Origin of the sequence: Streptomyces sp. NPDC088762 (genome assembly GCF_044750905.1) — a bacterium.
Classification (GTDB): Bacteria; Actinomycetota; Actinomycetes; order Streptomycetales; family Streptomycetaceae; genus Streptomyces.
The window spans coordinates 24,050-48,661 of sequence record NZ_JBIVKT010000018.1 but is presented as its reverse complement, the minus strand read 5'-3'; the positions used below and the strand labels follow the sequence as shown (position 1 = coordinate 48,661).

General features: G+C 71.1%; 20 protein-coding genes. 9 read left to right on the top strand and 11 right to left on the bottom strand.

What is annotated here, in order from left to right; genetic code table 11:
* Window positions 1–121: 121 nt before the first annotated feature.
* Window positions 122–1,504, top strand: coding sequence for a glycine--tRNA ligase (locus tag ACIP5M_RS30345; RefSeq protein WP_401202599.1), 1,383 nt, complete (start codon window positions 122–124; stop codon window positions 1,502–1,504).
* Between the two features lie 86 nt (window positions 1,505–1,590).
* Here the strand turns inward: ACIP5M_RS30345 and ACIP5M_RS30340 are convergent, their stop codons facing one another.
* The 4 genes from ACIP5M_RS30340 to ACIP5M_RS30325 form a co-directional block, all read right to left on the bottom strand.
* Window positions 1,591–2,301 (bottom strand): VC0807 family protein, encoded by a 711-nt coding sequence (locus tag ACIP5M_RS30340; protein ID WP_401202598.1) that lies wholly within the window; start codon window positions 2,299–2,301, stop codon window positions 1,591–1,593.
* A 159-nt stretch (window positions 2,302–2,460) separates the two neighbouring features.
* Entirely contained in the window at window positions 2,461–3,054 is a 594-nt protein-coding gene (locus ACIP5M_RS30335) for a TetR family transcriptional regulator (protein ID WP_401202596.1), read from the bottom strand.
* Window positions 3,055–3,075: 21 nt separating this feature from the next.
* The gene (locus tag ACIP5M_RS30330; RefSeq protein ID WP_401202595.1) at window positions 3,076–4,161 is read right to left on the bottom strand and encodes an aldo/keto reductase; all 1,086 of its coding nucleotides are present in this window, start codon (window positions 4,159–4,161) and stop codon (window positions 3,076–3,078) included.
* Window positions 4,162–4,362: 201 nt separating this feature from the next.
* Window positions 4,363–5,772: an MFS transporter gene (locus ACIP5M_RS30325; protein ID WP_401202760.1), complete on the bottom strand. Its 1,410-nt coding sequence runs from the start codon at window positions 5,770–5,772 to the stop codon at window positions 4,363–4,365.
* A gap of 79 nt (window positions 5,773–5,851) precedes the next feature.
* Here ACIP5M_RS30325 and dusB point away from each other — a divergent pair, with 79 nt between their 5' ends.
* The 3 genes from dusB to ACIP5M_RS30310 all read left to right on the top strand — a co-directional run bounded on the left by dusB (window position 5,852) and on the right by ACIP5M_RS30310 (window position 11,471).
* Entirely contained in the window at window positions 5,852–7,012 is a 1,161-nt protein-coding gene (dusB, locus tag ACIP5M_RS30320) for a tRNA dihydrouridine synthase DusB (RefSeq protein WP_401202593.1), read from the top strand.
* Between the two features lie 364 nt (window positions 7,013–7,376).
* Entirely contained in the window at window positions 7,377–10,085 is a 2,709-nt protein-coding gene (gene ppdK, locus ACIP5M_RS30315) for a pyruvate, phosphate dikinase (RefSeq protein WP_401202591.1), read from the top strand.
* A gap of 384 nt (window positions 10,086–10,469) precedes the next feature.
* Window positions 10,470–11,471 (top strand): ArsR/SmtB family transcription factor, encoded by a 1,002-nt coding sequence (locus ACIP5M_RS30310; protein WP_401202590.1) that lies wholly within the window; start codon window positions 10,470–10,472, stop codon window positions 11,469–11,471.
* A gap of 57 nt (window positions 11,472–11,528) precedes the next feature.
* Here the strand turns inward: ACIP5M_RS30310 and ACIP5M_RS30305 are convergent, their stop codons facing one another.
* On the bottom strand, window positions 11,529–12,689 hold the full coding sequence (locus ACIP5M_RS30305) for an alkaline phosphatase PhoX (protein ID WP_401202588.1): 1,161 nt from the start codon (window positions 12,687–12,689) through the stop codon (window positions 11,529–11,531).
* A 255-nt stretch (window positions 12,690–12,944) separates the two neighbouring features.
* On the opposite strand from ACIP5M_RS30305, the gene ACIP5M_RS30300 reads away from it, so the two are divergent.
* Both ACIP5M_RS30300 and ACIP5M_RS30295 read left to right on the top strand, forming a co-directional pair.
* Complete coding sequence (locus tag ACIP5M_RS30300; protein WP_401202587.1) at window positions 12,945–13,406, top strand: group III truncated hemoglobin; 462 nt, start codon at window positions 12,945–12,947, stop codon at window positions 13,404–13,406.
* A gap of 153 nt (window positions 13,407–13,559) precedes the next feature.
* Complete coding sequence (locus ACIP5M_RS30295; RefSeq protein WP_401202585.1) at window positions 13,560–13,973, top strand: VOC family protein; 414 nt, start codon at window positions 13,560–13,562, stop codon at window positions 13,971–13,973.
* 12 nt (window positions 13,974–13,985) lie between these two features.
* On the opposite strand, the gene nirD is transcribed toward ACIP5M_RS30295, so the two are convergent.
* Complete coding sequence (gene nirD, locus ACIP5M_RS30290) at window positions 13,986–14,318, bottom strand: nitrite reductase small subunit NirD (protein WP_401202583.1); 333 nt, start codon at window positions 14,316–14,318, stop codon at window positions 13,986–13,988.
* Entirely contained in the window at window positions 14,315–16,837 is a 2,523-nt protein-coding gene (gene nirB / locus ACIP5M_RS30285; RefSeq protein ID WP_401202581.1) for a nitrite reductase large subunit NirB, read from the bottom strand. The genes nirD and nirB overlap by 4 nt, the downstream gene beginning before the upstream one ends.
* 161 nt (window positions 16,838–16,998) lie before the next feature.
* Here nirB and ACIP5M_RS30280 point away from each other — a divergent pair, with 161 nt between their 5' ends.
* A complete protein-coding gene (locus ACIP5M_RS30280) occupies window positions 16,999–18,201 on the top strand; it encodes an RNA-guided endonuclease InsQ/TnpB family protein (RefSeq protein ID WP_401202758.1) in 1,203 nt (400 codons plus the stop codon).
* Between the two features lie 17 nt (window positions 18,202–18,218).
* Here ACIP5M_RS30280 and ACIP5M_RS30275 read toward each other — a convergent pair whose 3' ends face one another.
* Window positions 18,219–19,460 carry an NAD(P)/FAD-dependent oxidoreductase gene (locus tag ACIP5M_RS30275; RefSeq protein WP_401202580.1) on the bottom strand — a complete coding sequence of 414 codons (1,242 nt, stop codon included), beginning with the start codon at window positions 19,458–19,460 and terminating at the stop codon, window positions 18,219–18,221.
* Between the two features lie 203 nt (window positions 19,461–19,663).
* Here ACIP5M_RS30275 and ACIP5M_RS30270 point away from each other — a divergent pair, with 203 nt between their 5' ends.
* Complete coding sequence (locus tag ACIP5M_RS30270) at window positions 19,664–20,440, top strand: sulfite exporter TauE/SafE family protein (protein WP_401202578.1); 777 nt, start codon at window positions 19,664–19,666, stop codon at window positions 20,438–20,440.
* Between the two features lie 10 nt (window positions 20,441–20,450).
* On the opposite strand, the gene ACIP5M_RS30265 is transcribed toward ACIP5M_RS30270, so the two are convergent.
* Together ACIP5M_RS30265 and ACIP5M_RS30260 are read right to left on the bottom strand one after the other, a co-directional pair.
* Window positions 20,451–21,170 carry a class F sortase gene (locus ACIP5M_RS30265; protein WP_401202576.1) on the bottom strand — a complete coding sequence of 240 codons (720 nt, stop codon included), beginning with the start codon at window positions 21,168–21,170 and terminating at the stop codon, window positions 20,451–20,453.
* Between the two features lie 130 nt (window positions 21,171–21,300).
* Complete coding sequence (locus tag ACIP5M_RS30260) at window positions 21,301–21,843, bottom strand: hypothetical protein (RefSeq protein ID WP_401202574.1); 543 nt, start codon at window positions 21,841–21,843, stop codon at window positions 21,301–21,303.
* Between the two features lie 361 nt (window positions 21,844–22,204).
* Between ACIP5M_RS30260 and ACIP5M_RS30255 the strand changes: the two genes are divergently transcribed.
* Complete coding sequence (locus ACIP5M_RS30255) at window positions 22,205–22,657, top strand: gamma-glutamylcyclotransferase family protein (RefSeq protein ID WP_401202572.1); 453 nt, start codon at window positions 22,205–22,207, stop codon at window positions 22,655–22,657.
* A 19-nt stretch (window positions 22,658–22,676) separates the two neighbouring features.
* Here the strand turns inward: ACIP5M_RS30255 and dnaG are convergent, their stop codons facing one another.
* Window positions 22,677–24,581 (bottom strand): DNA primase, encoded by a 1,905-nt coding sequence (gene dnaG / locus ACIP5M_RS30250; RefSeq protein ID WP_401202570.1) that lies wholly within the window; start codon window positions 24,579–24,581, stop codon window positions 22,677–22,679.
* Window positions 24,582–24,612: the final 31 nt, after the last annotated feature.

Here is a 24,612-nt window from a genome sequence, read left to right as displayed (position 1 = left end):
CAAAAAGCCTGGTGAGAGGGGTGTGGGCGGGCCCGTGGAAGGGGATCCGATTTGATAGGGGGGGTGCGGGCGCCGGTAACCTGGAGCCTTCGCCGTTCGTCCTCGTAATGAAGAGAGCACCGTGGCCGCCGACAAGATCGAAACCATCGTCAGCCTGAGCAAGCGCCGTGGCTTCGTTTTCCCGTGCAGTGAGATCTACGGCGGCTCCAGGGCTGCCTGGGACTACGGCCCGCTCGGTGTCGAGCTCAAGGAGAACATCAAGCGCCAGTGGTGGAAGGCGATGGTCACCGGACGTGAGGACATCGTCGGCATCGACTCCTCCGTCATCCTGGCCCCCGAGGTCTGGGTGGCCTCCGGTCACGTCGCGACGTTCTCCGACCCCCTGACCGAGTGCACCGCCTGCCACAAGCGTCACCGCGCGGACCACCTGGAAGAGGCGTACGAGGCCAAGCACGGCCGCCTGCCCGCCAACGGTCTCGCCGACATCAACTGCCCCCACTGCGGTGTGAAGGGCCAGTTCACCGAGCCGAAGCAGTTCTCCGGCATGCTGGAGACCCACCTCGGCCCGACCCAGGACACCGGCTCCAAGGCGTACCTGCGCCCCGAGACCGCCCAGGGCATCTTCACCAACTTCGCCCAGGTGCAGACCACCTCGCGCAAGAAGCCCCCGTTCGGCATCGCGCAGATGGGCAAGTCCTTCCGGAACGAGATCACTCCGGGCAACTTCATCTTCCGCACGCGCGAGTTCGAGCAGATGGAGATGGAGTTCTTCGTCAAGCCGGGCGAGGACGAGCAGTGGCAGGAGTACTGGATGCAGGAGCGGTGGAACTGGTACCGCGACCTCGGCATCCGCGAGGAGAACATCCGCTGGTACGAGCACCCGAAGGAGAAGCTGTCCCACTACTCGAAGCGCACCGCCGACATCGAGTACCGCTTCAACTTCGGCGGCAATGAGTTCTCCGAGCTCGAAGGCGTCGCCAACCGCACCGACTTCGACCTCAAGGCGCACTCCGCGGCCTCCGGCCAGGACCTCACCTACTTCGACCAGGAAGCGGGCGAGCGCTACACCCCGTACGTCATCGAGCCGGCGGCCGGTGTCAACCGCGCCATGCTCGCCTTCATGCTCGACGCGTTCAACGAGGACGAGGCCCCGAACGCCAAGGGCGTCATGGAGAAGCGCACCGTGATGCGCTTCGACCCGCGCCTGGCCCCGATCAAGGTCGCCGTCCTGCCGCTGTCCCGCAATGCGCAGCTGTCGCCGAAGGCCAAGGGCCTCGCCGCCGACCTGCGCAAGAACTGGAACATCGAGTTCGACGACGCCGGTGCCATCGGCCGCCGCTACCGCCGCCAGGACGAGATCGGTACGCCGTTCTGCGTCACCGTCGACTTCGACACCCTGGACGACAACGCGGTGACCGTGCGCGAGCGCGACACCATGAAGCAGGAGCGCGTCTCCCTGGACCAGATCCAGAGCTACCTCGGCAGCCGCCTGCTCGGCTGCTAGGGACGAGCTGGGTCCCCGCGGACACACGAAGACCGGTGGCCCGGTGCGCGAGGTGCGCACCGGGCCACCGGTCTGTCCGGCCCCGATCAGGCGGTCTGGGTACCGGCCCCGGCGGCGGCCGCCTCGGCGGCGCGGCGCTCGCCCTCGGCCTGGGACCGCTTTCCGTAGAGCGCCGTCCACACGCCCAGGCAGCCCAGCACCCCGTAGATCATGATCGGGCTCAGGGTCACCATGGTCTTGGTGTCCAGGACGTAGGCCAGGCCGATCCGCACCAGCGCCTCGGCGATGTAGGCCACGCCCCAGACGAGGGTCATGGTGCGCATGGTGGTGCGGAAGCCCTCGTACTGCCACAGGCCGTTCCACCAGGCCGTGCTCTCGGGAGTCCCGTCGGTGGCGAACTTGCGGCCGAAGTAGAACATCAGCGGGCGAGACGCGAGCAGGGTGGCCAGGCAGAGCAGGCCGAACAGCCCGGTCACGCCCGAGTCCTTGATCAGCAGCGCGCGGGCCGAGTGGGCGCCGACGAGCGAGACGACGGCCGTGATCACCAGGAACACCAGGGTGACGACGGCGAATTCGTCGAGCTTGCGACGCCAGGCCACGCTGATGGCGCTGTCGAGCACCGGCCAGGCGCTGCTCAGGAGCAGTGCCGAGAACTCGCTCCAGCCGTGGTCCTCGGTGAGCGTGTTGTACGTGATGATCGGCGCGACCACGTTGAGGCCGATGGTCAGGATCCAGCCGATGGCGGTGGCGGCGCCGGAGCGTGCGGGAGGCGCGGGTCGTGCTGCTTGGGCGGACAAGGTTCCCCCTGGAACGTGCCTGATGAGTGCGGTAGGGGGACCGTAAGGACACGGAGGTGACATGTACAAGCCGACCAGGCCCAAAATGATCGCCAAGCCGTCCGGACCGACCGGTTCCGGACACACCGGGGCGGGACCCGGGCCGGGCCGTGGCCCGCGTCAGGCGCGCAGGCCCCGAATGATCAGCGAGGTGACCGCCTCGAACTCCGTGAAGATCGTGGGGGAGACCCAGTCGGCCGCGTACTGCGGATCGTGGAAGCGGCCGGTGGCATCGAAGACCGCGCGGGCGGCGGCCGGCACGTCGTCGGCGGCGAGCGAACCCGCCTCCACCCCCTCGGCGATGATCCGGGCCAACTGCTCGATCAGCTCGGTCAGGTGCGCGTCCACGATGCTGCTGTTCTCGGCGAGCAGCACCGTGTAGGTGGCGAACAGCTCCGGGTCGTCGCCGGCCTTGTGGCGCTTGGCCTCGAAAAGGGCCTCCAGCCACGCCTCCAGCTTGGAGGGGGCGCTCTCGGTGGGCGCCGAGGTGATCTCCTCCAGCATCACCACGCTCTTGGCGAGCCAGCGGTCCGTGACGGCCTCGCGCAGCGCCGCCTTCGACGGGAAGTGCCGGTACACACTGCCGTGGCTGACGCCCAGGGCGCGGGCCACATCCACCACCGTCGCCTTGGTGGGTCCGAAGCGGCGCAGCACTTCCTCGGTGGTTTCGAGGATGCGCTCGGGTGTCAGGGGCTCGGCGGCAGCGGGTGGCATGTGTAAGACCGTACCGCCGGCTCAGTGTTCGCTGTCGAGGTGGGCCATCTGGGCCGCCGGGTAGCGATCGCCCGCCGCGGCGCCGACGGGCACGGCCTCCTCGATGGCCGCCAGGTCGGCCGCGCCGAGCGTGATCTCCGCGGCCCCCAGTGCCTCGGCCAGCCGGTCCCGGCGCCGGGCGCCCACCAGCGGCACGATGTCCTCGCCGCGCGACAGCACCCAGGCGATGGCGGTCTGGGCCACGCTCACCCCCTTGTTCTCCGCGACCTTCCGCAGGGCGTCGACCAGGTCGAGGTTGCGGTCGAGGTTGGCCCCCTGGAAGCGGGGGCTCATGCCGCGGAAGTCGCCCGGGGCCAGCGCACGGTCGCGGGCGAAGTGCCCGCTGATCAGCCCCCGGGAGAGCACCCCGTACGCGGTGATGCCTATGCCCAGCTCGCGGGCGGTCGGCAGGATCTCCGCCTCGATGCCGCGGGAGATGAGGGAGTACTCGATCTGGAGGTCCGCGATCGGGGCCACGGCGGCGGCCCGGCGCAGGGTGTCGGCGCCGACCTCGGAGAGGCCGATGTGGCGCACGTGCCCGGCCTCGACCGCCTCGGCGATGGCGCCGACGGTCTCCTCGATCGGCACGTCCGGGTCCACCCGGGCGATCCGGTAGATGTCGATGTGGTCCCGCCCGAGGCGCTGGAGCGAGTAGGCGAGGAAGTTCCGGACGGCCTCCGGCCGGCCGTCGTAGCCGGTGAAGCCGCCCTCGACCGTGCGCAGTGCGCCGAACTTGACGCTGGTCAGCGCCTGCTCGCGGGCCGCGGCGGGCGCCGTGCGCAGGGCTTCGTTGATCAGCAGCTCGTTGTGGCCCATGCCGTAGAAGTCGCCCGTGTCGAGCAGGGTGACGCCCGCGTCGAGCGCGGCGTGGATGGTGGCGAGGGACTCGGCGCGGTCGGCCTCCCCGTAGAGGGCGGACATCCCCATGCAGCCGAGGCCGATCGGGAAGACGGACGGGCCGGTCGCACCGAGCGTGCGGTGGGCCGGGGCGGCCGCGGGGGCCGGGCTCGGGGTGGTCGGGGTCGGGGTCGGGTTCGGGAGGACGTTGAGGTTTTCGTGGGTAGCCATGGAACGAGAATGGCATGACGAGTGACAGATTTCAATATCTGTCACTCGTTAGCGTGGCGATGCCATGGATGAGCTGTTCGCTGCCCTCCCGGAGGATGAGCCGGGCCACGCGGCGCGGCCTGCAGGCACGGATCGACACCGGCGCGGACGAGTCGGACGGGCAGAGCGGGTCCGGACGCCGCGATGAAGGGGGACGGTCGGTCAGACGTCGGCCGGGGCGTGGGCGGCCGCCGGGTCGAGGGCTCGGGCCGTCCGCTCCGCCGTGGAGCGGGCCCAGGGGCCGCTCGAGGCCGCGCCCACCACCAAGACCAGCAGGCCGCACCCCGTGATGATCCACCAGGCCGGCCCGGTCGCCCGGGCGAAGTCCGAGCCGTCCGCCAGGCCCGCCGCCAGGACGGAACCGACGATCGCGACACCCAGCGTGCCGCCGGTCTGCCTGCTGGTGGAGGCGATGGCGGCGGCGACGCCCGCCTGGGAGCGCGGCATCCCCGAGACCGCCGTATTGGTGATCGGGGCGTTGACCATGCCGAAGCCGAGCCCGAACACCACGTACGCCGTGAACAGCAGCGGCGTGGAGGTCTCGGCCCCGAACGCGGCGAAGAGCAGCCCGCTCGCGGCCATCGCGACACCCGCGATCAGCAGCGGCAGCCGCGGCCCCCGACTGCCCACCAGCCGCCCCGACAGCGGCGCGAAGAGCATGGTCAGCGCCGCCATCGGCAGCATGTAGAGCCCCGCGTGCAGCGCGTCCAGCCCGCGTACGTCCTGGAGGTACAGCGTGTTCAGGAAGAGGAACCCGGCCATCCCGGCGAAGGCGGTGACGGCGATCAGGTTCGCCCCGCTGAAGGGGACGCTGCGGAAGAACCGGAGGTCGATCAGCGGCTCCGCGCGCCGGGGCTCGTACGCCAGCAGCCCCACCAGCGAGGCCAGGGCCACCAGGGCGCAGCCCATGATCAGCGGCGAGTGCCAGCCCGCGGCCGGCGCCTCGATGATCCCGTACGTCAGGCTGCCCAGCAGTGCCATGACCAGCAGCTGGCCCACCGGGTCGGCCCGCCGCGGCCGCGCCGCACGCGACTCGGCAATGTGCCGCAGGGTCAGAGCGAGCGCCACGAGACCGACCGGCAGGTTCACCCAGAAGATGGAGCGCCAGCCCACGGAGTCCACCAGCACGCCGCCGATCAGGGGGCCGGCGGCCATCGAGATGCCACCGACCGCGCCCCACACGCCGATGGCCCGCGCCCGCTCCGCGGGGTCCGTGAAGGTGTTGGTGATGATCGACATCGCCACCGGGTTGAGCATGGCGCCGCCGACCGCCTGGACCATCCGGAAGACGATCAGCCAGTCCAGGCTGGGGGCCAGCGAGCACAGCAGGGAGCCCACGGAGAACAGCACGAGGCCGGCGACGAACACCTTGCGGCGCCCGATCCGGTCGGCCGTGGAGCCCATCAGCATCAGCAGTGAGGCCAGCACCAGCGTGTAGGCGTCGATCGTCCACTGCATGCCCGACACCGAGGCGTCCAGATCGCGGCGCATCGAGGGCAGCGCGACGTTGAGCACGGTGTTGTCGAGGCTGACGATCAGCAGGCTGATGCAGCAGATCGCCAGAACGATCATGCGCTGCCGGCGACTCGGCTGACCCGGCTGACTCGGCTCGATCATGCCGCCGATCGTACGTCTGCCCTACCCGCTCGGCATGCGGGACAATGGGCGGATGACCACGCTCCCTCCGCCCCTCGCGATCGGCCCGCACACCGTCCAGCCCCCGGTGGTGCTCGCGCCCATGGCCGGCATCACCAATGCCCCGTTCCGCACTCTCTGCCGAGAGTTCTCCGGCGGCAAGGGGCTGTTCGTGAGTGAGATGATCACGACCCGCGCCCTGGTCGAGCGCAACGAGAAGACCATGCAGCTGATCCACTTCGACGAAACGGAGAAGCCCCGCTCGATACAGCTGTACGGGGTGGACCCGGCAACGGTCGGCAAGGCGGTCCGCATGATCGTCGAAGAGGACCGTGCCGACCACATCGACCTGAACTTCGGCTGCCCGGTCCCCAAGGTCACCCGCAAGGGTGGCGGCTCGGCCCTCCCGTACAAGCGGAACCTGCTGCGCGCGATCCTCCGCGAGGCCGTCTCCGGAGCCGGTGACCTGCCGGTGACCATGAAGATGCGCAAGGGCATCGACGACGACCACCTCACCTACCTCGACGCGGGCCGCATCGCCGTCGAGGAGGGCGTCACCGCCATCGCCCTGCACGGGCGCACCACCGCCCAGCACTACGGCGGCACCGCCGACTGGGAAGCCATCGCGCGGCTCAAGGAACACGTGCCGGAGATCCCGGTGCTCGGCAACGGTGACATCTGGTGCGCGGAGGACGCGCTGCGCATGGTCCGCGAGACCGGCTGCGACGGCGTGGTCGTCGGCCGCGGCTGCCTGGGGCGCCCGTGGCTGTTCAACGACCTGGTGGCGGCCTTCGAGGGCCGCCCGGAGGACTTCCACAAGCCGGCGCTGCGCGAGGTCGCGGGCACCATGCTCCGGCACGCGCAGCTGCTGGGGGAGTGGATCGGCGACGAGACGCGCGGGGTGATCGACTTCCGTAAGCACGTGGCCTGGTACCTCAAGGGCTTCTCGGTGGGCTCCGAGATGCGCAAGAAGCTCGCGGTCACCTCTTCGCTGGCCGAACTGGATGCTCATCTGAGCGAGCTCGACTTGGATCAGGCCTGGCCCGAGAGTGCGGACGGTCCGCGGGGCCGGACGTCCGGAAACAACCGAGTTGTCCTGCCGGACGGCTGGTTGAAGGATCCGTACGACTGTGCGGGCGTGAGCGAGGACGCCGAACTGGACACCTCCGGAGGCTGACAAATCGCCCTCCGTGCTGCGTGATATACGCCACGCATGGGAAAGGTTTCGCTCAGATGAGCAGCGAGGTCACGGGTAAGACTTTCAAAGGGTGGCACTGGGTGCCACCCTTTGTTCGTTCAAGACTTGAACGCAAATGTATCGATGATCGCTCATCCGAGCGCGTTCAGGCGGATCGGGCGCCCTCTCCCTTCGGGAGGTGAACGCTCTTTGGGTCTTCTGATTACTCTTGAGTTACTTTCGATCTGCTGGCGCACGGGTGGTTACAGCCGCATGTCGACCAAGTGGACATACCCATAAGCCTTCGATCTGGGTATGTTCCTGGCCGTCAGGGCAGCCACCGAGCCTCGAGGAGTCGAGACCCGTGTCGGAAAACAAAGATCAGAAGTTCGTCTACGACTTCACCGAGGGCAACCGCGACCTCAAGGACCTTCTCGGCGGCAAGGGAGCCAACCTCGCCGAGATGACCAACCTTGGCCTCCCGGTCCCTCCCGGCTTCACCATCACCACCGAGGCCTGCAAGGTCTACCTGGAGAGCGGTGAGGCCCCGGCCGCGCTGCGCGACGAGGTCAGCGCCCACCTTGCCGCCCTCGAGTCGAAGATGGGCAAGAAGCTCGGCCAGTCGGACGACCCGCTGCTGGTCTCGGTGCGCTCCGGCGCCAAGTTCTCCATGCCGGGCATGATGGACACCGTCCTCAACATCGGCCTCTCCGACGAGTCCGTGAAGGGCCTCGCCGCCCAGGCCGGTGACGAGCGCTTCGCGTGGGACTCGTACCGCCGCCTCATCCAGATGTTCGGCAAGACCGTCCTCGGCGTCGAGGGCGAGCTCTTCGAGGACGCCCTCGACGAGGCCAAGGCCGCCAAGAAGGTCACCGTCGACACCGACCTCGACGCCGCCGACCTGAAGAAGCTGGTCACCCGCTTCAAGAAGATCGTGGCGAAGGAGGCCGGCCGCCCCTTCCCGCAGGACGCCCGCGAGCAGATGGACCTCGCCGTCGAGGCGGTCTTCAACTCGTGGAACACCGACCGCGCCAAGCTCTACCGCCGCCAGGAGCGCATCCCGAGCGACCTGGGCACCGCGGTCAACATCTGCTCCATGGTCTTCGGCAACCTGGGTCCCGACTCCGGTACCGGCGTCGCCTTCACCCGCGACCCCGCCAGCGGCCACCAGGGCGTCTACGGTGACTACCTGCAGAACGCCCAGGGCGAGGACGTCGTCGCCGGCATCCGCAACACCGTGCCGCTGGCGGACCTGGAGGCCATCGACAAGGTCTCGTACGACCAGCTCATGACGATCATGGAGACGCTGGAGACCCACTACAAGGATCTCTGCGACATCGAGTTCACCATCGAGCGCGGCCAGCTGTGGATGCTCCAGACCCGCGTCGGCAAGCGCACCGCCGGCGCCGCCTTCCGCATCGCCACCCAGCTCGTGGACCAGGGCCTGATCGACGAGGCCGAGGCCCTCCAGCGCGTCAACGGCGCCCAGCTGGCGCAGCTGATGTTCCCGCGCTTCGACGACGAGGCCAAGACCACGCTGCTCGGCCGCGGCATCGCCGCCTCCCCGGGCGCGGCCGTCGGCAAGGCCGTCTTCGACTCGTACACGGCCGTCAAGTGGTCCCGCTCCGGCGAGAAGGTCATCCTGATCCGCCGTGAGACCAACCCGGACGACCTGGACGGCATGATCGCCTCCGAGGGCATCCTGACCTCGCGCGGCGGCAAGACCTCGCACGCCGCCGTCGTCGCCCGCGGCATGGGCAAGACCTGCGTCTGCGGTGCCGAGGAGCTCGACGTCGACACCAAGCGCCGCCGCATGACGGTCGGCGACACGGTCATCGAAGAGGGCGACGTCGTCTCCATCGACGGCTCCACCGGCAAGGTCTACCTCGGTGAGGTACCCGTCGTACCCTCCCCGGTCGTCGAGTACTTCGAGGGCCGCATGCACGCCGGCGCCGACGACGCCGACGAGCTCGTCGCCGCCGTGCACCGGATCATGGCGTACGCCGACCGCGTCCGCCGGCTGCGGGTGCGCGCCAACGCCGACAACGCCGAGGACGCGCTGCGCGCCCGCCGCTTCGGCGCCCAGGGCATCGGCCTGTGCCGCACCGAGCACATGTTCCTCGGTGAGCGCCGCGAGCTGGTCGAGCGCCTGATCCTCGCCGACACCGACGGCGAGCGCGAGGAGGCACTCAGTGCCCTCCTGCCGCTCCAGAAGAAGGACTTCGTCGAGCTGTTCGAGGCGATGGACGGCCTGCCCGTCACCGTCCGCCTCCTCGACCCGCCGCTGCACGAGTTCCTGCCCGACATCACCGAGCTGTCGGTGCGCGTCGCCCTCGCCGAGTCCCGCAAGGACGCCAACGAGAACGACCTGCGCCTGCTCCAGGCCGTCCACAAGCTGCACGAGCAGAACCCCATGCTGGGTCTGCGCGGTGTCCGCCTGGGTCTGGTCATCCCCGGCCTGTTCAAGATGCAGGTCCGGGCGATCGCCGAGGCCGCGGCCGAGCGCAAGAACGCCAAGGGCGACCCGCGCGCCGAGATCATGGTCCCGCTCGTGGGCACCGTCCAGGAGCTGGAGATCGTCCGCGAGGAGGCCGACGCGGTCATCGCCGAGGTCGAGGCCGCCACCGGCACCAGCCTCAAGCTGTCCATCGGCACGATGATCGAGCTGCCGCGCGCCGCCCTGACCGCCGGCCAGATCGCCGAGGCCGCGCAGTTCTTCTCCTTCGGTACCAACGACCTGACCCAGACGGTGTGGGGCTTCTCCCGCGACGACGTCGAGGCCAGCTTCTTCACCGCGTACCTGGAGAAGGGCATCTTCGGGGTCTCGCCCTTCGAGACCATCGACAAGGACGGCGTCGGCTCGCTCGTCCGCAGCGCCGTCCAGGCCGGCCGGGCCACCCGCCCCGACCTGAAGCTCGGCGTCTGCGGTGAGCACGGTGGCGACCCCGAGTCCGTCCACTTCTTCCACGAGGTCGGCCTCGACTATGTCTCCTGCTCGCCCTTCCGGATTCCGGTGGCGCGCCTGGAGGCCGGTCGTGCGGCCGCCGAGGCGAAGGGCAGCGACAGCCGCTGATCCCCGGCCCCGCAAGGGCCTGCAGACCGCGTCCGCCCCCGGGTTCCCTGACCCCCGAGGGCGGACGCGCCTATTTCTTTGTTGTTCAACGAATCTTTACGCCAGCAGGCGGTGGACGGATCCCCACCCGTCCACCGCCGCTGTCATTCTGCCGGGCACGTCGGCGCTTCCCGGTGCGACCGACCGCCAGGCCCCGCAAAGCCCCCCACGGCCTTCGCGGAGCGTTTCGGTCGCATCGGAGTGTGCCCGGCGGAGTACAGGATTTCGGTTGTCACGCCCCTGCCGAAAGGGGTTTCAACTGTGGCCGAAAGGGCGTGGTGACCACGTGTGACGGCGTGCATACTCATGGGGCGGGGGGATTGCGGTTGCACAGGTGGGGGTTCGGTGCTGCGTATCCATTTCACTGGAGTGGACCTGGCACGCGTACGGATGGCAGGGCGTCCCGATGCGTTGTGGGAAACGATTCTCAGCTTTCATCGCTTAAGAGACCGGCGCGATGCCCGGTTGTTCGGTGAATGGCGGACGGAAACCCGGAGCAGGTTGAATAGTGAAACACGCATGCTCGGTATGCTTATACCGGGCCGGGGCTATTTCCCCGATTTCCTCACGCCCGTGGAGGGCCAGTACGGGTGGGACGTGGGCCTCGACGCCCTGCGCGGGCTCCGGCCCGAGCGGTTGCGGCGCGAGCTCTCGCTGCTGACCGCGGGCGCGCCGCCGGCGCCGCGGCTACGGGACTTCGTGGACGGCGGGACCAAGCACCTGCCGAGACTGCTGGGCGAGCTGCGGGGCTACCACCGGGCGGCCGTCGAGCCGTACTGGACGCACATCCAGGCCCAGATCGAAGCCGAACGGGCCGCCCGCGGCCGGGCCCTGCTGGACGGGGGCGCGGACGAACTGCTGGCCTCGCTGCCGCCGATGCTGCGCTGGCGGGCTCCGGTCCTCGAGTGCGACTACCCGGTCGACCGGGACGTGCGGCTGCGGGGACGCGGGCTGCTGCTCCAGCCGTCCTTCTTCTGCCGCCGTACCGCGGTGACCCTGCACGACCCCGAGCTGCCGCCGGTGCTGGTCTACCCCGCCGCGGCCCACCTGGCCTCGGCGCCGGCGGGAGGCGAGGCGGCGCGGCCGGCGGTGGAGGAGCAGCGGGTGCGCACCCTGGGCAAGCTGGTGGGGCACACCCGGTCGGTGGTCCTGCGGGCCATAGGGGACGGGGCCACCACTAGCGAGCTGGCCCGCCGGGCCGGGGTGTCGCTGGCCTCCGCGAGCCAGCACGCGTGCGTGATGCGGGAGGCGGGGCTGGTGACGACGCTGCGGCACGGCAACGCCGTGCTGCACACCGTGACCCCGCTGGGGGCGGCGCTGCTCAAGGGCGGTGCGGTCGCCTCATGACGGCGCCGCACCCCGGCGGAGCGAACCCGCCGGGGTGCGGCTTACGAGACCGGGGGCTCAGGTGCGGAACGGGCCCGTCACCTCGTAGGTGATGCCGCCCGTCGAGCTGCCGCTCGTGCCGCGCTGGCTGCTGAAGTAGAGGCGGGTGCCGTCGGGGGAGAAGGCAGGGCCGGTGATCTCCGAGGAGGACTGGCCGGTGATGCGCAGGAAGACGGCGACCACGTCGTCCGGAGTGATCAGGCAGACTTCCATGTTGCCGCCGTCCTCGGCGACGTACAGGTCGCCGTACGAGGACCCGGTGACGTTGTCCACGCCCGTCAGCGGGGCCGCCCCGCCGGGGACGAGGGAGTCGTCGTAGGCAAGCTCGTAGGTGCTGTTCGCGAGGTTGAGCTGCCAGACGCGGTTGTCCCCCTTGGTGGTGAACCAGACCGTGTCGTTGGCGTAGTGGCAGCCCTCGCCGCCGCTGAACTTCTTGGCGCCGGAGACCTGGGTGCGGGTGGTGGTCGGGGAGCCGTCCGGGTCGGGGACGTTCTGCCAGGTGAAGGAGCCCGAGGTGGCCGTTGTGGCCTTGAGGACCTGCAGGGTGCCGGAGGAGAGGTCGCCCCAGGTGGTGGGGATGAAGCGGTAGAAGCAGCCGTCCGTCTCGTCCTCGGTCAGGTAGATCACGTGGCGGACGGGGTCGGCGGCGGCCGCCTCGTGCTTGAACCTGCCCATCGCCGGGCGCTGCACGGCCGCGTTCACGCCGTACGGGTCGGTCTCGTAGACGAAGCCGAGGCTGACCTCCTCGCAGGACAGCCAGGTGTTCCACGGGGTCTTGCCGCCCGCGCAGTTCTGCCGGGTGTTGGAGAGGATCCGGTAGGAGCCGGTGATCGTGCCGGAGGAGTCGAACCTCACCGCGCTCGCTCCGCCGGAGGGGTTGATCTCCGAGTTGGACACGTAGATCCAGCCCGTGCCGTCGGCGAAGCAGGCGCCGCCGTCGGGGGCGCTGTGCCACTTGTAGGTGGTGGGGCCGACGTTCTGGCCGGACCGGGCGATCACCCGGCTGCTGAAGCCGGCCGGGAGCATGATGCCGTTCGCGTCCGCCGCGCCGAGCGCCCCGTAGGGCCCGGCGCCGGGCTGGGCGGGTGCCGCGTAGGCGGCTCCGCGCATCAACGTGCCGCCGAAGGCGGCGGCCGACGAGCCGATGACGGCGCCGCGCAGGAAGGTACGACGTTCCACGGTCACTCCTGGGGGAGGGAGGCCCCGCGTCCGGTCGGATGCGGGGTCGCACGCGTGGAGGAACCTAGGAGCGCCGGGTTGACGTGACGTCAATTCCTCATGACGAGGGAGCGTCCGGCTCGGGGTCAATGACCGCGCCATTCCTCCCGCACCGATTTCCCGGGGCCGGGGTGGCGCGCTCCTTTCCGCGGGATGACATTTTCGGCGGGACTTTCTCCCCTGGGCGGCCCTCCGGTGGGGGAGGATGGTGGAACCATGAACCACTCTGCCGCCGACATCTCGGACCGCGCCGACCTCGAGGCCGTGCTGCGCCGCTTCTACACGGCCGCCTTCGCGGACCCGCAGATCGGGCCGTTCTTCACGCAGATCGCGGGCACTGACCTGGAGGTCCACCTGCCGCGGATCACCAACTTCTGGGAGCGGGCGATCTTCCGCACGGCCGACTACCGGCGCAACGCCTACGCGCCGCACGCCGCGCTGCACTCGGTACGGGCGATGACGGCCGCGGACTTCGGGCGCTGGGTGCAGCTGTGGAACGCGACGATCGACGGCCGCCACCGCGGGCCCAACGCGGAGCGCGCCAAGGCGCAGGGCGAGCGGATCGCGCTGACCCTCCACAAGAGGCTGGCCGGCCACGACGCCTCGACGGCGGCGGGCGGCGACGGGCTGGGCTTCGTCCCGCTGGCGGCCCTGGAGCTGCGCTCGGCACTGGCCTGACCTGGGCCTGCCTAGGCCTGAACTGGGCCTGCCCTAGGCCTGACCTGCGGTTTCGAGAAATCTCGAAAAAAGTTCACGGCGAGCGATGAGTTCTTCGCGGCGCCCCGGTCTACCTCTCGAAAGCAACGACGACCCGAGAGAAGAGGGACCGCGATGTCCGCCGCCACCACCATGATCTTCGTCAACCTGCCCGTCAAGGACCTCGACGCCACCAAGGCCTTCTGGGCCCGGCTCGGCTACTCCTTCAACGCCCAGTTCACCGACGAGAACTGCGCCTCGATGCCGATCACCGACAGCATCGTCGCGATGTTCCTCACCGAGGCCCGCTACAAGGACTTCACCCACAAGGCCATCGCGGACGCCACCACCACCTCCGAGGTGCTGCTGTGCCTGAGCGCCGAGAGCCGCACCGCGGTCGACGAGCTGGTCGACGGGGCCCTGGCGGCCGGGGCCACCGAGCCCCGCCCCGCCCAGGACCACGGCGTCATGTACGGCCGGGCCTTCGACGACCTCGACGGCCACACCTGGGAGATCATGTGGATGGACCCGGCCATGGTCCAGGGCTGAGGGCCCGGTCCCCTACGAGGTGGCGGCGGTCCGCACCGGGTAGGTCCGGACCTCCACCTCCTCGTCGTCCAGGCAGCGCCCCGACTCCAGGTCGAAGCGCTGCTTCAGCAGCGGCGAGGCCACGAACGGCCGGTCCCCCGCACGCCCCAGCAGCCCCCGCGAGAGCACCTGCGCCCCGGTGAAGGGGTCCTGGTTGCCGATGGCGTACGGGCGCCCCGAGCGGTCCACGAACACCGCGGCCTGGCTCCCGTCGGGCAACAGGGCGGCCACCCCCCGTCCGGGGACGAGCGCCGAGAGCTCGCAGACGGTCAGCCAGCCCTCCGCCACCTTCAGTTCCACGGTCATCGGACTCCTCCGATCGTCAGGACGGCCAGGTCGGGCTTGACCTGGTCGCGCTCGGGCACGAACTTCACGGTCGGGTCGGGGGCGCCGGGCGCGTTGACGAACGACACGAACCGGCGCAGCCGCTCCGGGTCCTCCAGCGTCTGCGCCCACTCGTCGCGGTAGTGCGCCACGTGGTCGGCCATCAGGGCCTCCAGCTCCGCGCACAGGCCGAGCGAGTCGTGCACGACCACGTCCCGCAGATGGGCCAGCCCGCCCTCCAGCCGCTCCAGCCAGGTCGAGGTCCGCTCCAGCCGGTCGGCGGTGCGGATGTAGAACATCAGGAACCGGTCGATAAGCCGGACCAGTTCGGCGTCCGACAGGTCCTGAGCCAGGAGGTCGGCATGGCGCGGGGTGGCCCCGCCGTTGCCGCCCACGTAGAGGTTCCAGCCGCTCGCCGTGGCGATGACCCCGAAGTCCTTGCTCTGCGCCTCCGCGCACTCGCGGGCGCAGCCGGAGACCGCCGACTTGAGCTTGTGCGGGGCGCGCAGCCCCCGGTAGCGCAGCTCCAGGTCGATGGCCATCCGCACGCTGTCCTGCACCCCGTAGCGGCACCAGGTCTGCCCCACGCAGGACTTCACCGTCCGCAGGGCCTTGCCGTAGGCGTGCCCGGACTCGAATCCGGCGTCGACCAGCCGGGCCCAGATCCGGGGGAGCTGGTCCACGCTCGCGCCGAAGAGGTCGATCCGCTGACCACCGGTGATCTTCGTGTAGAGGCCGAAGTCCCGGGCCACCTCGCCGATCACGATCAGCTTGTCGGGGGTGATCTCACCGCCCGGGATGCGCGGGACGACCGAGTAGGAGCCGTTGCGCTGCATGTTCGCGAGGAAGTGGTCGTTGGTGTCCTGGAGGGCCGCCTGCTCCCCGTCCAGGACGTAGCCGCTCGCGCCGACGGTCGGGGCGAGCGAGGCGATGATCGAGCCGACGGTGGGCTTGCACACCTCGCAGCCGTCGCCGCCGCGCGCCTCCGGGCGGCCGTGGCCGTCGAGGAGCTGCTCGTACGAGGTCAGGCGCCGGGTGCGGACGATCTCGTAGAGCTCCGCGCGGGTGTACGGGAAGCAGCCGCACAGGCCCTTGTCCGCGGCGGCGGGCAGCAGCTGCCCGATCACCTTGAGGCAGCTGCCGCAGCCGGTGCCCGCCTTGGTGCACTTCTTGACCTCGGGCAGGGTCGCGCAGGCGGTGATCTCCTTCTTGGTGACGTTGTGGCAGGAGCAGATCACCGCGTGGTCGGGGAGCGAGGACGGGCCGAGCGCGACGGGCGCGCCGACGCCGGCGGGCAGCACCAGCTGCTCGGGGGCGACGGGCGGGACACTGCCGGTGAGCGGGCGCAGCAGACCGTACGAGTCCGCGTCGCCGACCAGGATCCCGCCGAGGAGGACGCCGTCGGGGGAGACGACCAGCTTCTTGTAGACGCCGGAACGGGAGTCGGACCACACGACGTCGAGGCTGTCGGGGGCAGTTCCGTGGGCGTCGCCGAAGGAGGCCACGTCCACGCCCAGCAGCTTGAGCTTGGTGGAGAGGTCGGCTCCGGTGAACTCCTTCTCGCGGCCCAGCAGATCGTCCGCGGCGGTCTCGGCCATCTCGTAGCCGGGGGCCACCAGACCGTAGACCCGGCCGTCGACGGCGAGGGCGCACTCGCCGATGGCGTAGACCTGCGGGTCGGAGGTGCGGCAGCGGGCGTCGACCGCGATGCCGCCGCGCTCGCCGACCTCCAGCCCCGCGTCGCGGGCCAGTTGGTCGCGGGGGCGGACGCCGGCGGAGAAGACGACGAGGTCGGTGTCGACGGTGGAGCCGTCCGAGAGCCGCATGCCGCTGACGCGGCCGTCCTCGCCCGTCACGACCTCCTGGGTACCGACACCGGTGTGGACGGTCAGGCCCATGGACTCGATGGTGCGCAGCAGCGCCGCGCCACCGCCGTCGTCGACCTGGACGGGCATCAGGCGCGGGGCGAACTCGACGATGCGGGTGGCCAGACCGAGCCCCTGCAGAGCGCCGGCCGCTTCGAGCCCGAGCAGACCGCCGCCGACGACCGCGCCGCTGGTGCGGCCCTTCGCGTACTCCTCGATGGCGAGGAGGTCCTCGATCGTGCGGTAGACGAAACACCCGGGGGCGTCCTTGCCGGGGACCGGCGGCACGAAGGGGTAGCTGCCGGTGGCCAGGACCAGGACGTCGTACGGGAAGACCCGGCCGGAACGGGAGGTGACGGTACGGGCGTCGCGGTCGACGTGCTCGGCGGGGTCGTCCAGGTGGAGGGCGATGCCGTGCTCCTCCATGAACCCGGAGGGCGTCATGGACAGGTCCTCGGGGGTGCTGCCGGAGAAGTACGAGGTCAGGTGCACGCGGTCGTAGGCAGGCCGGGGCTCCTCGCAGAGCACGGTGATCCGGTGGGTCCGGGTCGCACCGCGCTCGGCGAGGGCCTCCAGGTAGCGCTGGCCGACCATGCCGTGCCCGATGAGCACGATCGTGGGCAGGGGCTTGGTCATGTCAGTCTCCTTGAGTGGAAACCCCCGGCTTCGGCCGGGAGGGGTACCTCGTCGGTGCGGAGCCGCGCAACCTGGACGTATCGCTGCGTGATGCTCAGACCTGGGCTTGTGTTCGGTTTTCGACCGGCTCTAGCGTCGGGGGCGTGGAGGCCTCTACTTCTGTGAAGCGGGCGTTCAGGTACCGCTTCCATCCGACCCGTGCACAGGCAGCTGAGCTGTCGCGGACGTTCGGGTGTGTGCGGAAGGTCTACAACCTGGCCCTCGCCGCCCGTTCCGAGGCCTGGGCGGCACGTGGAGAGCGGGTGAACTTCGTCCAGACATCGGCGATGCTCACGGTCTGGAAGCAGTCCGAGGAGCTGGCCTATCTGGCCGAAGTGTCGTGTGTGCCCCTGCAGCAGGCGCTGCGGCATCTGCACAGTGCGTTTGTGGGGTTCTGGGGCAGGCGGGCGAAGTATCCGCGCTTCAAGTCGAAGCGGAAATCCCGGGCATCGGCCGAGTACACGCGCAGTGCGTTCCGCTACGCCGACGGCCGGCTGACCCTGGCCAAGATGGCGGAACCCCTGGATGTCGTGTGGTCGCGCCTGCTGCCGACGGGTGTGGAGCCGTCCACGGTCACGGTCTCCCAGGACAGTGCGGGGCGCTGGTTCGTGTCCCTGCTGTGCGAGGACACCCCCGCACCGCTGCCTGCGGTCACAGCGGCGGTCGGCGTGGATGCCGGGCTCACGGCTCTCGTCACGCTCTCTACCGGGGAGAAGATCACCAACCCGGGACATGAGCGCAGGGACCGGGGGCGGTTGGCCCGTGCCCAGCGGGCGCTGGCACGGAAGGAGAAGGGCAGTAAGAACCGGGCCAAGGCCCGCGTCAGGGTGGCGAGGATCCATGCCCGGATCGCCGACCGCCGCCGGGACCATCTGCACAAGCTGACGACTCGACTCGTGCGCGAAAACCAAACGCTCGTGATCGAGGACTTGACCGTCCGCAACTTGCTCAAGAACCACACGCTCGCCCGCTCCATTTCGGACGTGGCCTGGCGTGAGCTGCGGCGCATGCTGGAGTACAAGACGGCCTGGTACGGGCGCCGGCTGATCACCGTCGACCGGTGGTTTCCCAGCACGCACCTGTGCTCCGCATGCGGGGCACTCGCCGACAAGATGCCCCTCGACGTCCGCGAGTGGACATGTGAGGGCTGCGGGACGGTCCATGACCGGGACGGGAACGCAGCGGTGAATCTCCTGGCCGCCGGGCTGGCGGTCGCTGCCTGTGGAGCGGGTGTAAGACCTCATCGGGAGTCCTCCTCTCGGTCGGGGCGGTCCGTGGTGAAGCAGGAAACCCCACCCGTGAGGGTGGGAATCCCCTCCCGCTAGGGAAGGGAGAGGCCAAGTCAGTGGCCTCCGTCGTCGGTGAGCAGGTGGAACAGGCTGTTCAGGTCCTCGTCGTCGGCCCAGCCGCGGGCGAGGGCGCCCACGGTGGACAGCTCGCCCAGCAGGACCCCGCCGACGAGGCGGTCGCCGCGGACGACGACCGTCCGGTAGGTCCCGCGGGTGGCGTCGGCGAGGCGGACCACGTCGTCGCCGGGGCGGGGCGTGGTCTCGCCGAAGGCGGCGAGGTCGAAGGGGTCCGCGGCTCCGCCGAGGGTGAGGCGGGTGAGGGCGCGGGTGCCGGTGTACTGCGCGGAGGAGCCGGTGAGGGTGGCGGCGAGGGCGTCGGCCTGCTCCAGGGCGGCGCCGGCCAGGCCGTACACCTGGCCTGCGTGCTCGGCGCAGTCGCCGATGGCGTGGACGCGGGGGTCGCCGGTGCGCAGCCGGTCGTCGACCACGATGCCCTTGCGGACCTCCAGACCGGCGGCCTGCGCCAGGCCCGTACGGGGGCGGACGCCGCAGGCGAGCACGACGACCTCGGCGTCGAGCCGGTAGCCGTCGGCGAGCTCGGCCCCGGTGACCTTGCGGGCGCCTTCTCCCGAGGCCGGGTGCGGCGCCGCAGACGTCGTCGTCAGGCCGCGCACCCGGCACTCGGTGTGGATTTCGATCCCGAGCTCGGTCAGGTGCGTGGCCAGCAGGGCGGAGGCGGCCGCGTCCAGCTGGCGCTCCATCAGCCGCTCCGACTGCTGGGCCAGCACCACCTGCGCGCCCCGTGCGGCCAGCGCGCGGGCCGCCGAGACGCCCAGCAGGCCCCCGCCGATCACCACCGCCCGGACCCCGGGCCGTACGGTCGCCGACAGGGCCAGGCAGTCGTCCATGGTGCGGAAGGCGTGCACCCCGTTCGGGAGTTCCCGGCCGCCCGGTTCGAACAGGCCCCGCAGTGGCGGCAGTACCGGGTTGGACCCGGTGGCCAGCACCAGGGTGTCGTACCCCAGGGCCGCCCCGTCGTCGCAGTGGACCGTCCGGTCGGCGCGGTCGACGCGGACCGCCCGCACCCCCCGCCGCAGCACCGGGCCGGGCGCCGGGAGCGCGATCACCTCCGGTGCGTACCGGCCCGCCAGGACCTCGGCGAGCAGGACGCGGTTGTACGGGATGTGCGGCTCCTCGCCGAGGACGGTCACCTCCGCGTCCCCGCCCAGCCGCGCAGCGAGCCGCAGGCCCGCCAGGCCGCCGCCGATCACCACCACACGCTGCTTCGAGGTCATGCCCTGAGCGTGCGCGCCCGCTGTTTCCCCTCCGGATCGCCCCTGTTACCCGGCGGGAACGCCCCCCTCAGCGCCGGGGTCGGGCGTCCGTGAGGCGCCTGCGGGGTGCCGGTGGCGCCGGCCGGGCCGGGGAAAGCTCAACCTTTGCGCAAGTTTCCGGGGATCGATGGTCCCTGCACCCGACAGGTCCATAGGGTCGAGTGGTGCCTGACATATCAATGACCATGATCATCGTCCTGTGCGTGGCCGCCGCGGCGGCCGGCTGGATCGACGCCGTGGTGGGCGGCGGCGGCCTGCTGCTCCTGCCGGCCCTGCTCCTCGGCCTGCCCCACGCCCACCCCGCCACCGTCCTCGGCACCAACAAGGCCGTGGCGATCGTCGGTACCGCGGGCGCGGCCGTGACCTACGTCCGCAAGGCCCCGGTGAACGTGAAGCTCGCCGTCCGCATCGGCCTCGCCGCGCTCGCCGGCTCGATGGGCGGCGCCGCGCTCGCCGGGGGCATCAGCAAGGACGCGCTCCGCCCGCTGATCATGGTGGTGCTGGTGGTCGTCGCCGGCTTCGTCCTCTTCCGGCCCGCCTTCGGCACCGCCCCTTCCGCCTCGCCCGTCAGCCGGCAGCGGGTGCTTCTGGCCATCGGGCTCGCCGGCCTCGGCATCGGCTTCTACGACGGGCTCATCGGGCCCGGCACCGGCACCTTCCTGGTGCTCGCCCTCACCGCGCTGCTCCACCTCGACCTGGTGACCGCGTCCGCCACCGCCAAGATCGTCAACTGCTGCACCAACGCCGGGGCGCTCGCGATGTTCGCGTACCAGGGCATGGTGCTGTGGCAGCTGGCCGCGCTGATGGCGGTGTTCAACCTGGCGGGCGGCATGATCGGCGCGTGCATGGCCCTCAAGAAGGGCAGCGGCTTCGTCCGGGGCGTGCTGCTCACGGTGGTGGGCGCCCTGGTGGTCAAGCTCGGCCTGGAGCAGTGGGGCTGACGGGCACGCCTCAGAACGTACTGGTGAGGTGGGCGAAGACGACCACGTTGCCGCTGTAGCCCGTGCGCGGCGAGAAGCTCCCGCCACAGGTGATCACCCGGAGCTCGGCGCGCTGCGAGGGCCCGTACACGCGGGTGTCGGGGAAGGCCTTGGCGTCGTAGACCTCGACCGCGTGGACCGTGAACACGGCGGTACGGCCGTCCGCGCGCGGGACCTCGATGGCGGCCCCGCGGTGCAGTGCGCCCAGGTTGTAGAAGACCGCCGGCCCGACCGCGTTGTCCACGTGCCCGGCGATGACGGCGGTGCCCGGGGCGCCCGGGGTGGTGCCTTCGCGGTACCAGCCGGCCAGGTCGCGCCGGGCGGGCGGGGGCACTTCGAGGCTGCCGCCCGGCTCCAGGCCGAGCCCGGTCAGCGGGGCGTCGACGCCGATGGAGGGGATCCGGACCCGGGTGGGCGGGGAGCCGGGGAGCGGCGCGATACCGGGGCCCGTGGCTCCGGCGGCGGTCAGGGCCTCGGCGGGGGAGGGCAGCGGCGGCCCGACCGGCTCGCGGGAACCGCTGGTCACGAGCCAGATCCCGAGGCAGGCGGCGAGTGCGACGAGTCCCCCGTGGCGGGGGGTCAGGGTGCGGACGGCCCGGTTCGGCGCGCGCGCACCGGGTCCGGGGCCGTTGCCGGCCGTGGGCCAGGGCCGCCGGTCGCGCCCCCGGACGCCACCGAAATCGCCACCCATGTGTATACCCTCGGCTTCCGTTTCGGGGTGACAGGCCGTCGCCCGGCCCCGCGAACGGGGGGGACCTCGCGGGGCGGGCGACGGGGGACGGTACCGGTCGGACCGCGGCCGGAGCCGCGGTGGGCGTCCGTCAGCTCTGCGTGCCGCTCGCCCGGCGACGCAGGAGCCAGGTACCGCCGACGGCGGAGGCGGCCAGCACAGCCGCTCCCGCCGCGATCTTGGCGGGGTCGGTGGTGGTGGTGGTGCCACCGCCCACCCCGGTCCGTACGTGGCCCTGCGGGCCGCGTTCGGTGACGACCAGGTCGCCGGTGGCGAACTTGCCGTTCGCGCAGGTCACCCCGATGTCGTAGCTGCCGGGGCGGGTGGCGTGGGCGACCTGGAACTGTCCCACGACCACCTCCTTGTGGGTGCCCGGGACCAGCTTGAACCGGCCGCCGCCCACCGTGGTGGCATCACCCTCCGCGTGGCTGCCGGAGCCGCATGCGGTGGTGTTCACGGTGACGGTGGCGCCCGGGGCGGCGGACTTGGGCCACACCTCCAGCGCGGCGAAGTCGCCGGGCGCGAAGCTCACCATGCCCAGTTCCGCGGCGGCGACCGCACCGGCGACCGGGCCGGTGAACGCGGCGGCGGTCAGCACGGTCGCGGTCAGCGCGTGTGCGGTTCGTCGGCGCATGGGGACTCTCCCTGGAGACACGGGGTCGTGTTTCCGAGGTAACCCGGCCTTCCGGCCATGCGCCTGCTGATGTCCCGTCAGCTCGCCGCGCCGGCGCCCGGCACGTGGGCCGTTCCCGCAGGTCAGGGCGGGACGTACGGCCATCCGTGGCATCCGTGCCGACTGGGTGACCGCGGGGCCCGGGCCGCCGGCGGGGGTCATGGAGGCGGAAGCGCCAGGTGGAGGGATCCGACGCCGGGTGGTGAGGGTCCCGGCCGCCGCGAGGGTGGGGGACAGGGGTGCGTACGGTGGTGGGGCGCGGGCCCGTGGGGGCTTTGGCCACGGCCCGCGGACTGTCGCGCCGTATCCCAGGGAGGGCCCCGTGACATCGGTCGTTCGGCCACCGGATCCGTTCGCTCCGCCCGGTCCCCTGCCGTTCTTCGTCTACGGGACCCTCCGGCCGGGCGAGGTCAACCACGACCTCTTCCTGCGCGGCCGCACGATCGGGGAGGAGCCCGCCCGCCTCCCGGACGCGGCGCTCTACGACGGCCCCGGATATCCGTTCGCGGTCCACCACCCCGGCTCGGCCGTCGTCGGAGAGCTGATCACCGCCGCCCCGGGCGCCTACCGGGAGCTGCTGGCGGCCCTGGACCGGCTGGAGGAGTACGAGGGCCCGGGCCGCCCGGGGAACGTCTACGACCGGCTCGCCCGCCAGGCCCTGCGCGCCGACGGCACGCCCGTCCGGGCCTGGGTCTACCTGGCGTCCCCGCTCCTCGCCCGCGACCTGCGGGAGTCGGGCACCGAGATACCGGGCGGCGACTGGCTGGGACGCTGAGGGGCCGGGGCAGCCGCCCTCACAGGCCTTCGGCGCCTCGGTTGCGCAGGCGCTGCCCGTACTGCTGGAGCACCCACAGCTCCTCCTGGACCGCGGCCAGTTGCTCCGGAGGGGCCTGGGGGCCCAGCCGGGACAGCGTGCCCTGGATCTCGTGGACCCGGCGGTCGACGGCGCGCAGCCGGACCTGGACCAGCTGCATGCCGGCGTACACCTCGTCCACCGTCTTCGCGTGGATGGCCTCGACCGCCAGCTCGGTGACGAGCGCGCGGACGGTGTCGTTGGGGGCCGCCTCGCGCACCCGGGCCAGATAGTCCTCGGCGGCCGGCGAGGCGCCCCCCGCGTCCTGGATGGCCTGGCGCACGGCCGCGTACGGCGGGGCGGTGAACTCGTCGATCCCGTACGCGTCGAAGGCGGGCGAGACCAGGGCCGGGCGCTGCAGGGCCAGCTTCAGCAGCTCCCGCTCGGTGCGGTGGGCGGGGCTGCGCAGGTTCAGCGCGGGACCGCCGGCCGGCCGCGCGGCAGGCGCCGGGGCGGCGGCCTCGTAGGAGGGGCGGCCCCTGCCCTGCTGCGGGGGCTGGTTTCCGCGCTCCCGCGCCCAGCGAGCCAGCTGGGCCACCCGCTTGACCACGAACTGCTCGTCGCGGATGCCGAGCATGCCCGCGAGCTGGACCGCGGACTCGTGCTGGATCGCGATGTTCTTGATGTTGGCGACGACCGGAGCGGCCTCGTCCAGGGCGGCCGCCCGGCCGGCCGGGTTCTCCAGGTTGTGCCGGGCGACGATGTGCCGCAGGGCGAACTCGAACAGCGGGGTACGGGACTCCACCAGCCCCGACACCGCGGCGTCCCCCTGGGCCAGACGCAGGTCACACGGGTCCATGCCGCCCGGGGTGATCGCGATCGAGGTCTCCGCGGCGAACTTCTGGTCGTCCTCGAACGCCCGCAGCGCCGCCTTCTGGCCGGCCGCGTCGCCGTCGAAGGTGAAGATCACTTCGGCGGTGGCGTTGTCCATCAGCAGCCGCCGCAGGATCTTGATGTGGTCCCCGCCGAAGGCCGTGCCACAGGTGGCGATCGCGGTGGTGACCCCGGCCATGTGGCAGGCCATCACGTCCGTGTAGCCCTCGACGACCACGGCCCGGGAGGTCTTCGCGATCTCCTTCTTGGCCAGGTCGATGCCGTACAGCACCTGGGACTTCCGGTAGATCGGCGTCTCGGGGGTGTTCAGGTACTTGGGGCCGTTGTCGTCGTCGCGCAGCTTGCGCGCGCCGAAGCCGACCACCTCGCCGCTGATGTCGCGGATCGGCCACATCAGCCGGCCGCGGAAGCGGTCGATGGGCTTGCCGCTGCGGCTGTCCTGGGCGAGGCCTGAGGTGATCAGCTCCTTGTCGCTGAAGCCCTTGCCGCGCAGGAAGCGGGTCAGGTGGTCCCAGCCGGCCGGGCTGTAGCCCACGCTGAAGTGCGCGGCCGCGGCCTGGTCGAAACCGCGCTCCGCCAGGAACTTGCGGCCGATCTCCGCTTCGGCGCTGCCCAGCTGGTCCACGTAGAACTGCGCGGCCGCCTTGTGCGCCTCGACGAGGCGGATGCGCTCGCCGCGCCCGCTGGTGCCGGCGGTGTAGCCGCCCTCCTCGTAGCGCAGGGTGATGCCGGCCTGTCCGGCGAGCCGCTCGACCGCCTCCGAGAAGGAGAGGTGGTCGATCTTCATGATGAAGTCGAGGGTGTCCCCGCCCGCCTGGCAGCCGAAGCAGTGGTAGAGACCCTTGCTGGGGCTGACCTGGAAGGACGGGGACTTCTCGTCGTGGAAGGGGCACAGGCCCTTGAGGTTGCCGCCGCCGGCGTTGCGCAGCTGGAGGTAGTCGGAGACCACGGCGTCGATCGGGACCGCGTCCCGTACCGCCTTCACGTCGTCGTCGTTGATCCGTCCTGCCACGCGTGAAGTCTACGGCCGGACACCGGCAAAC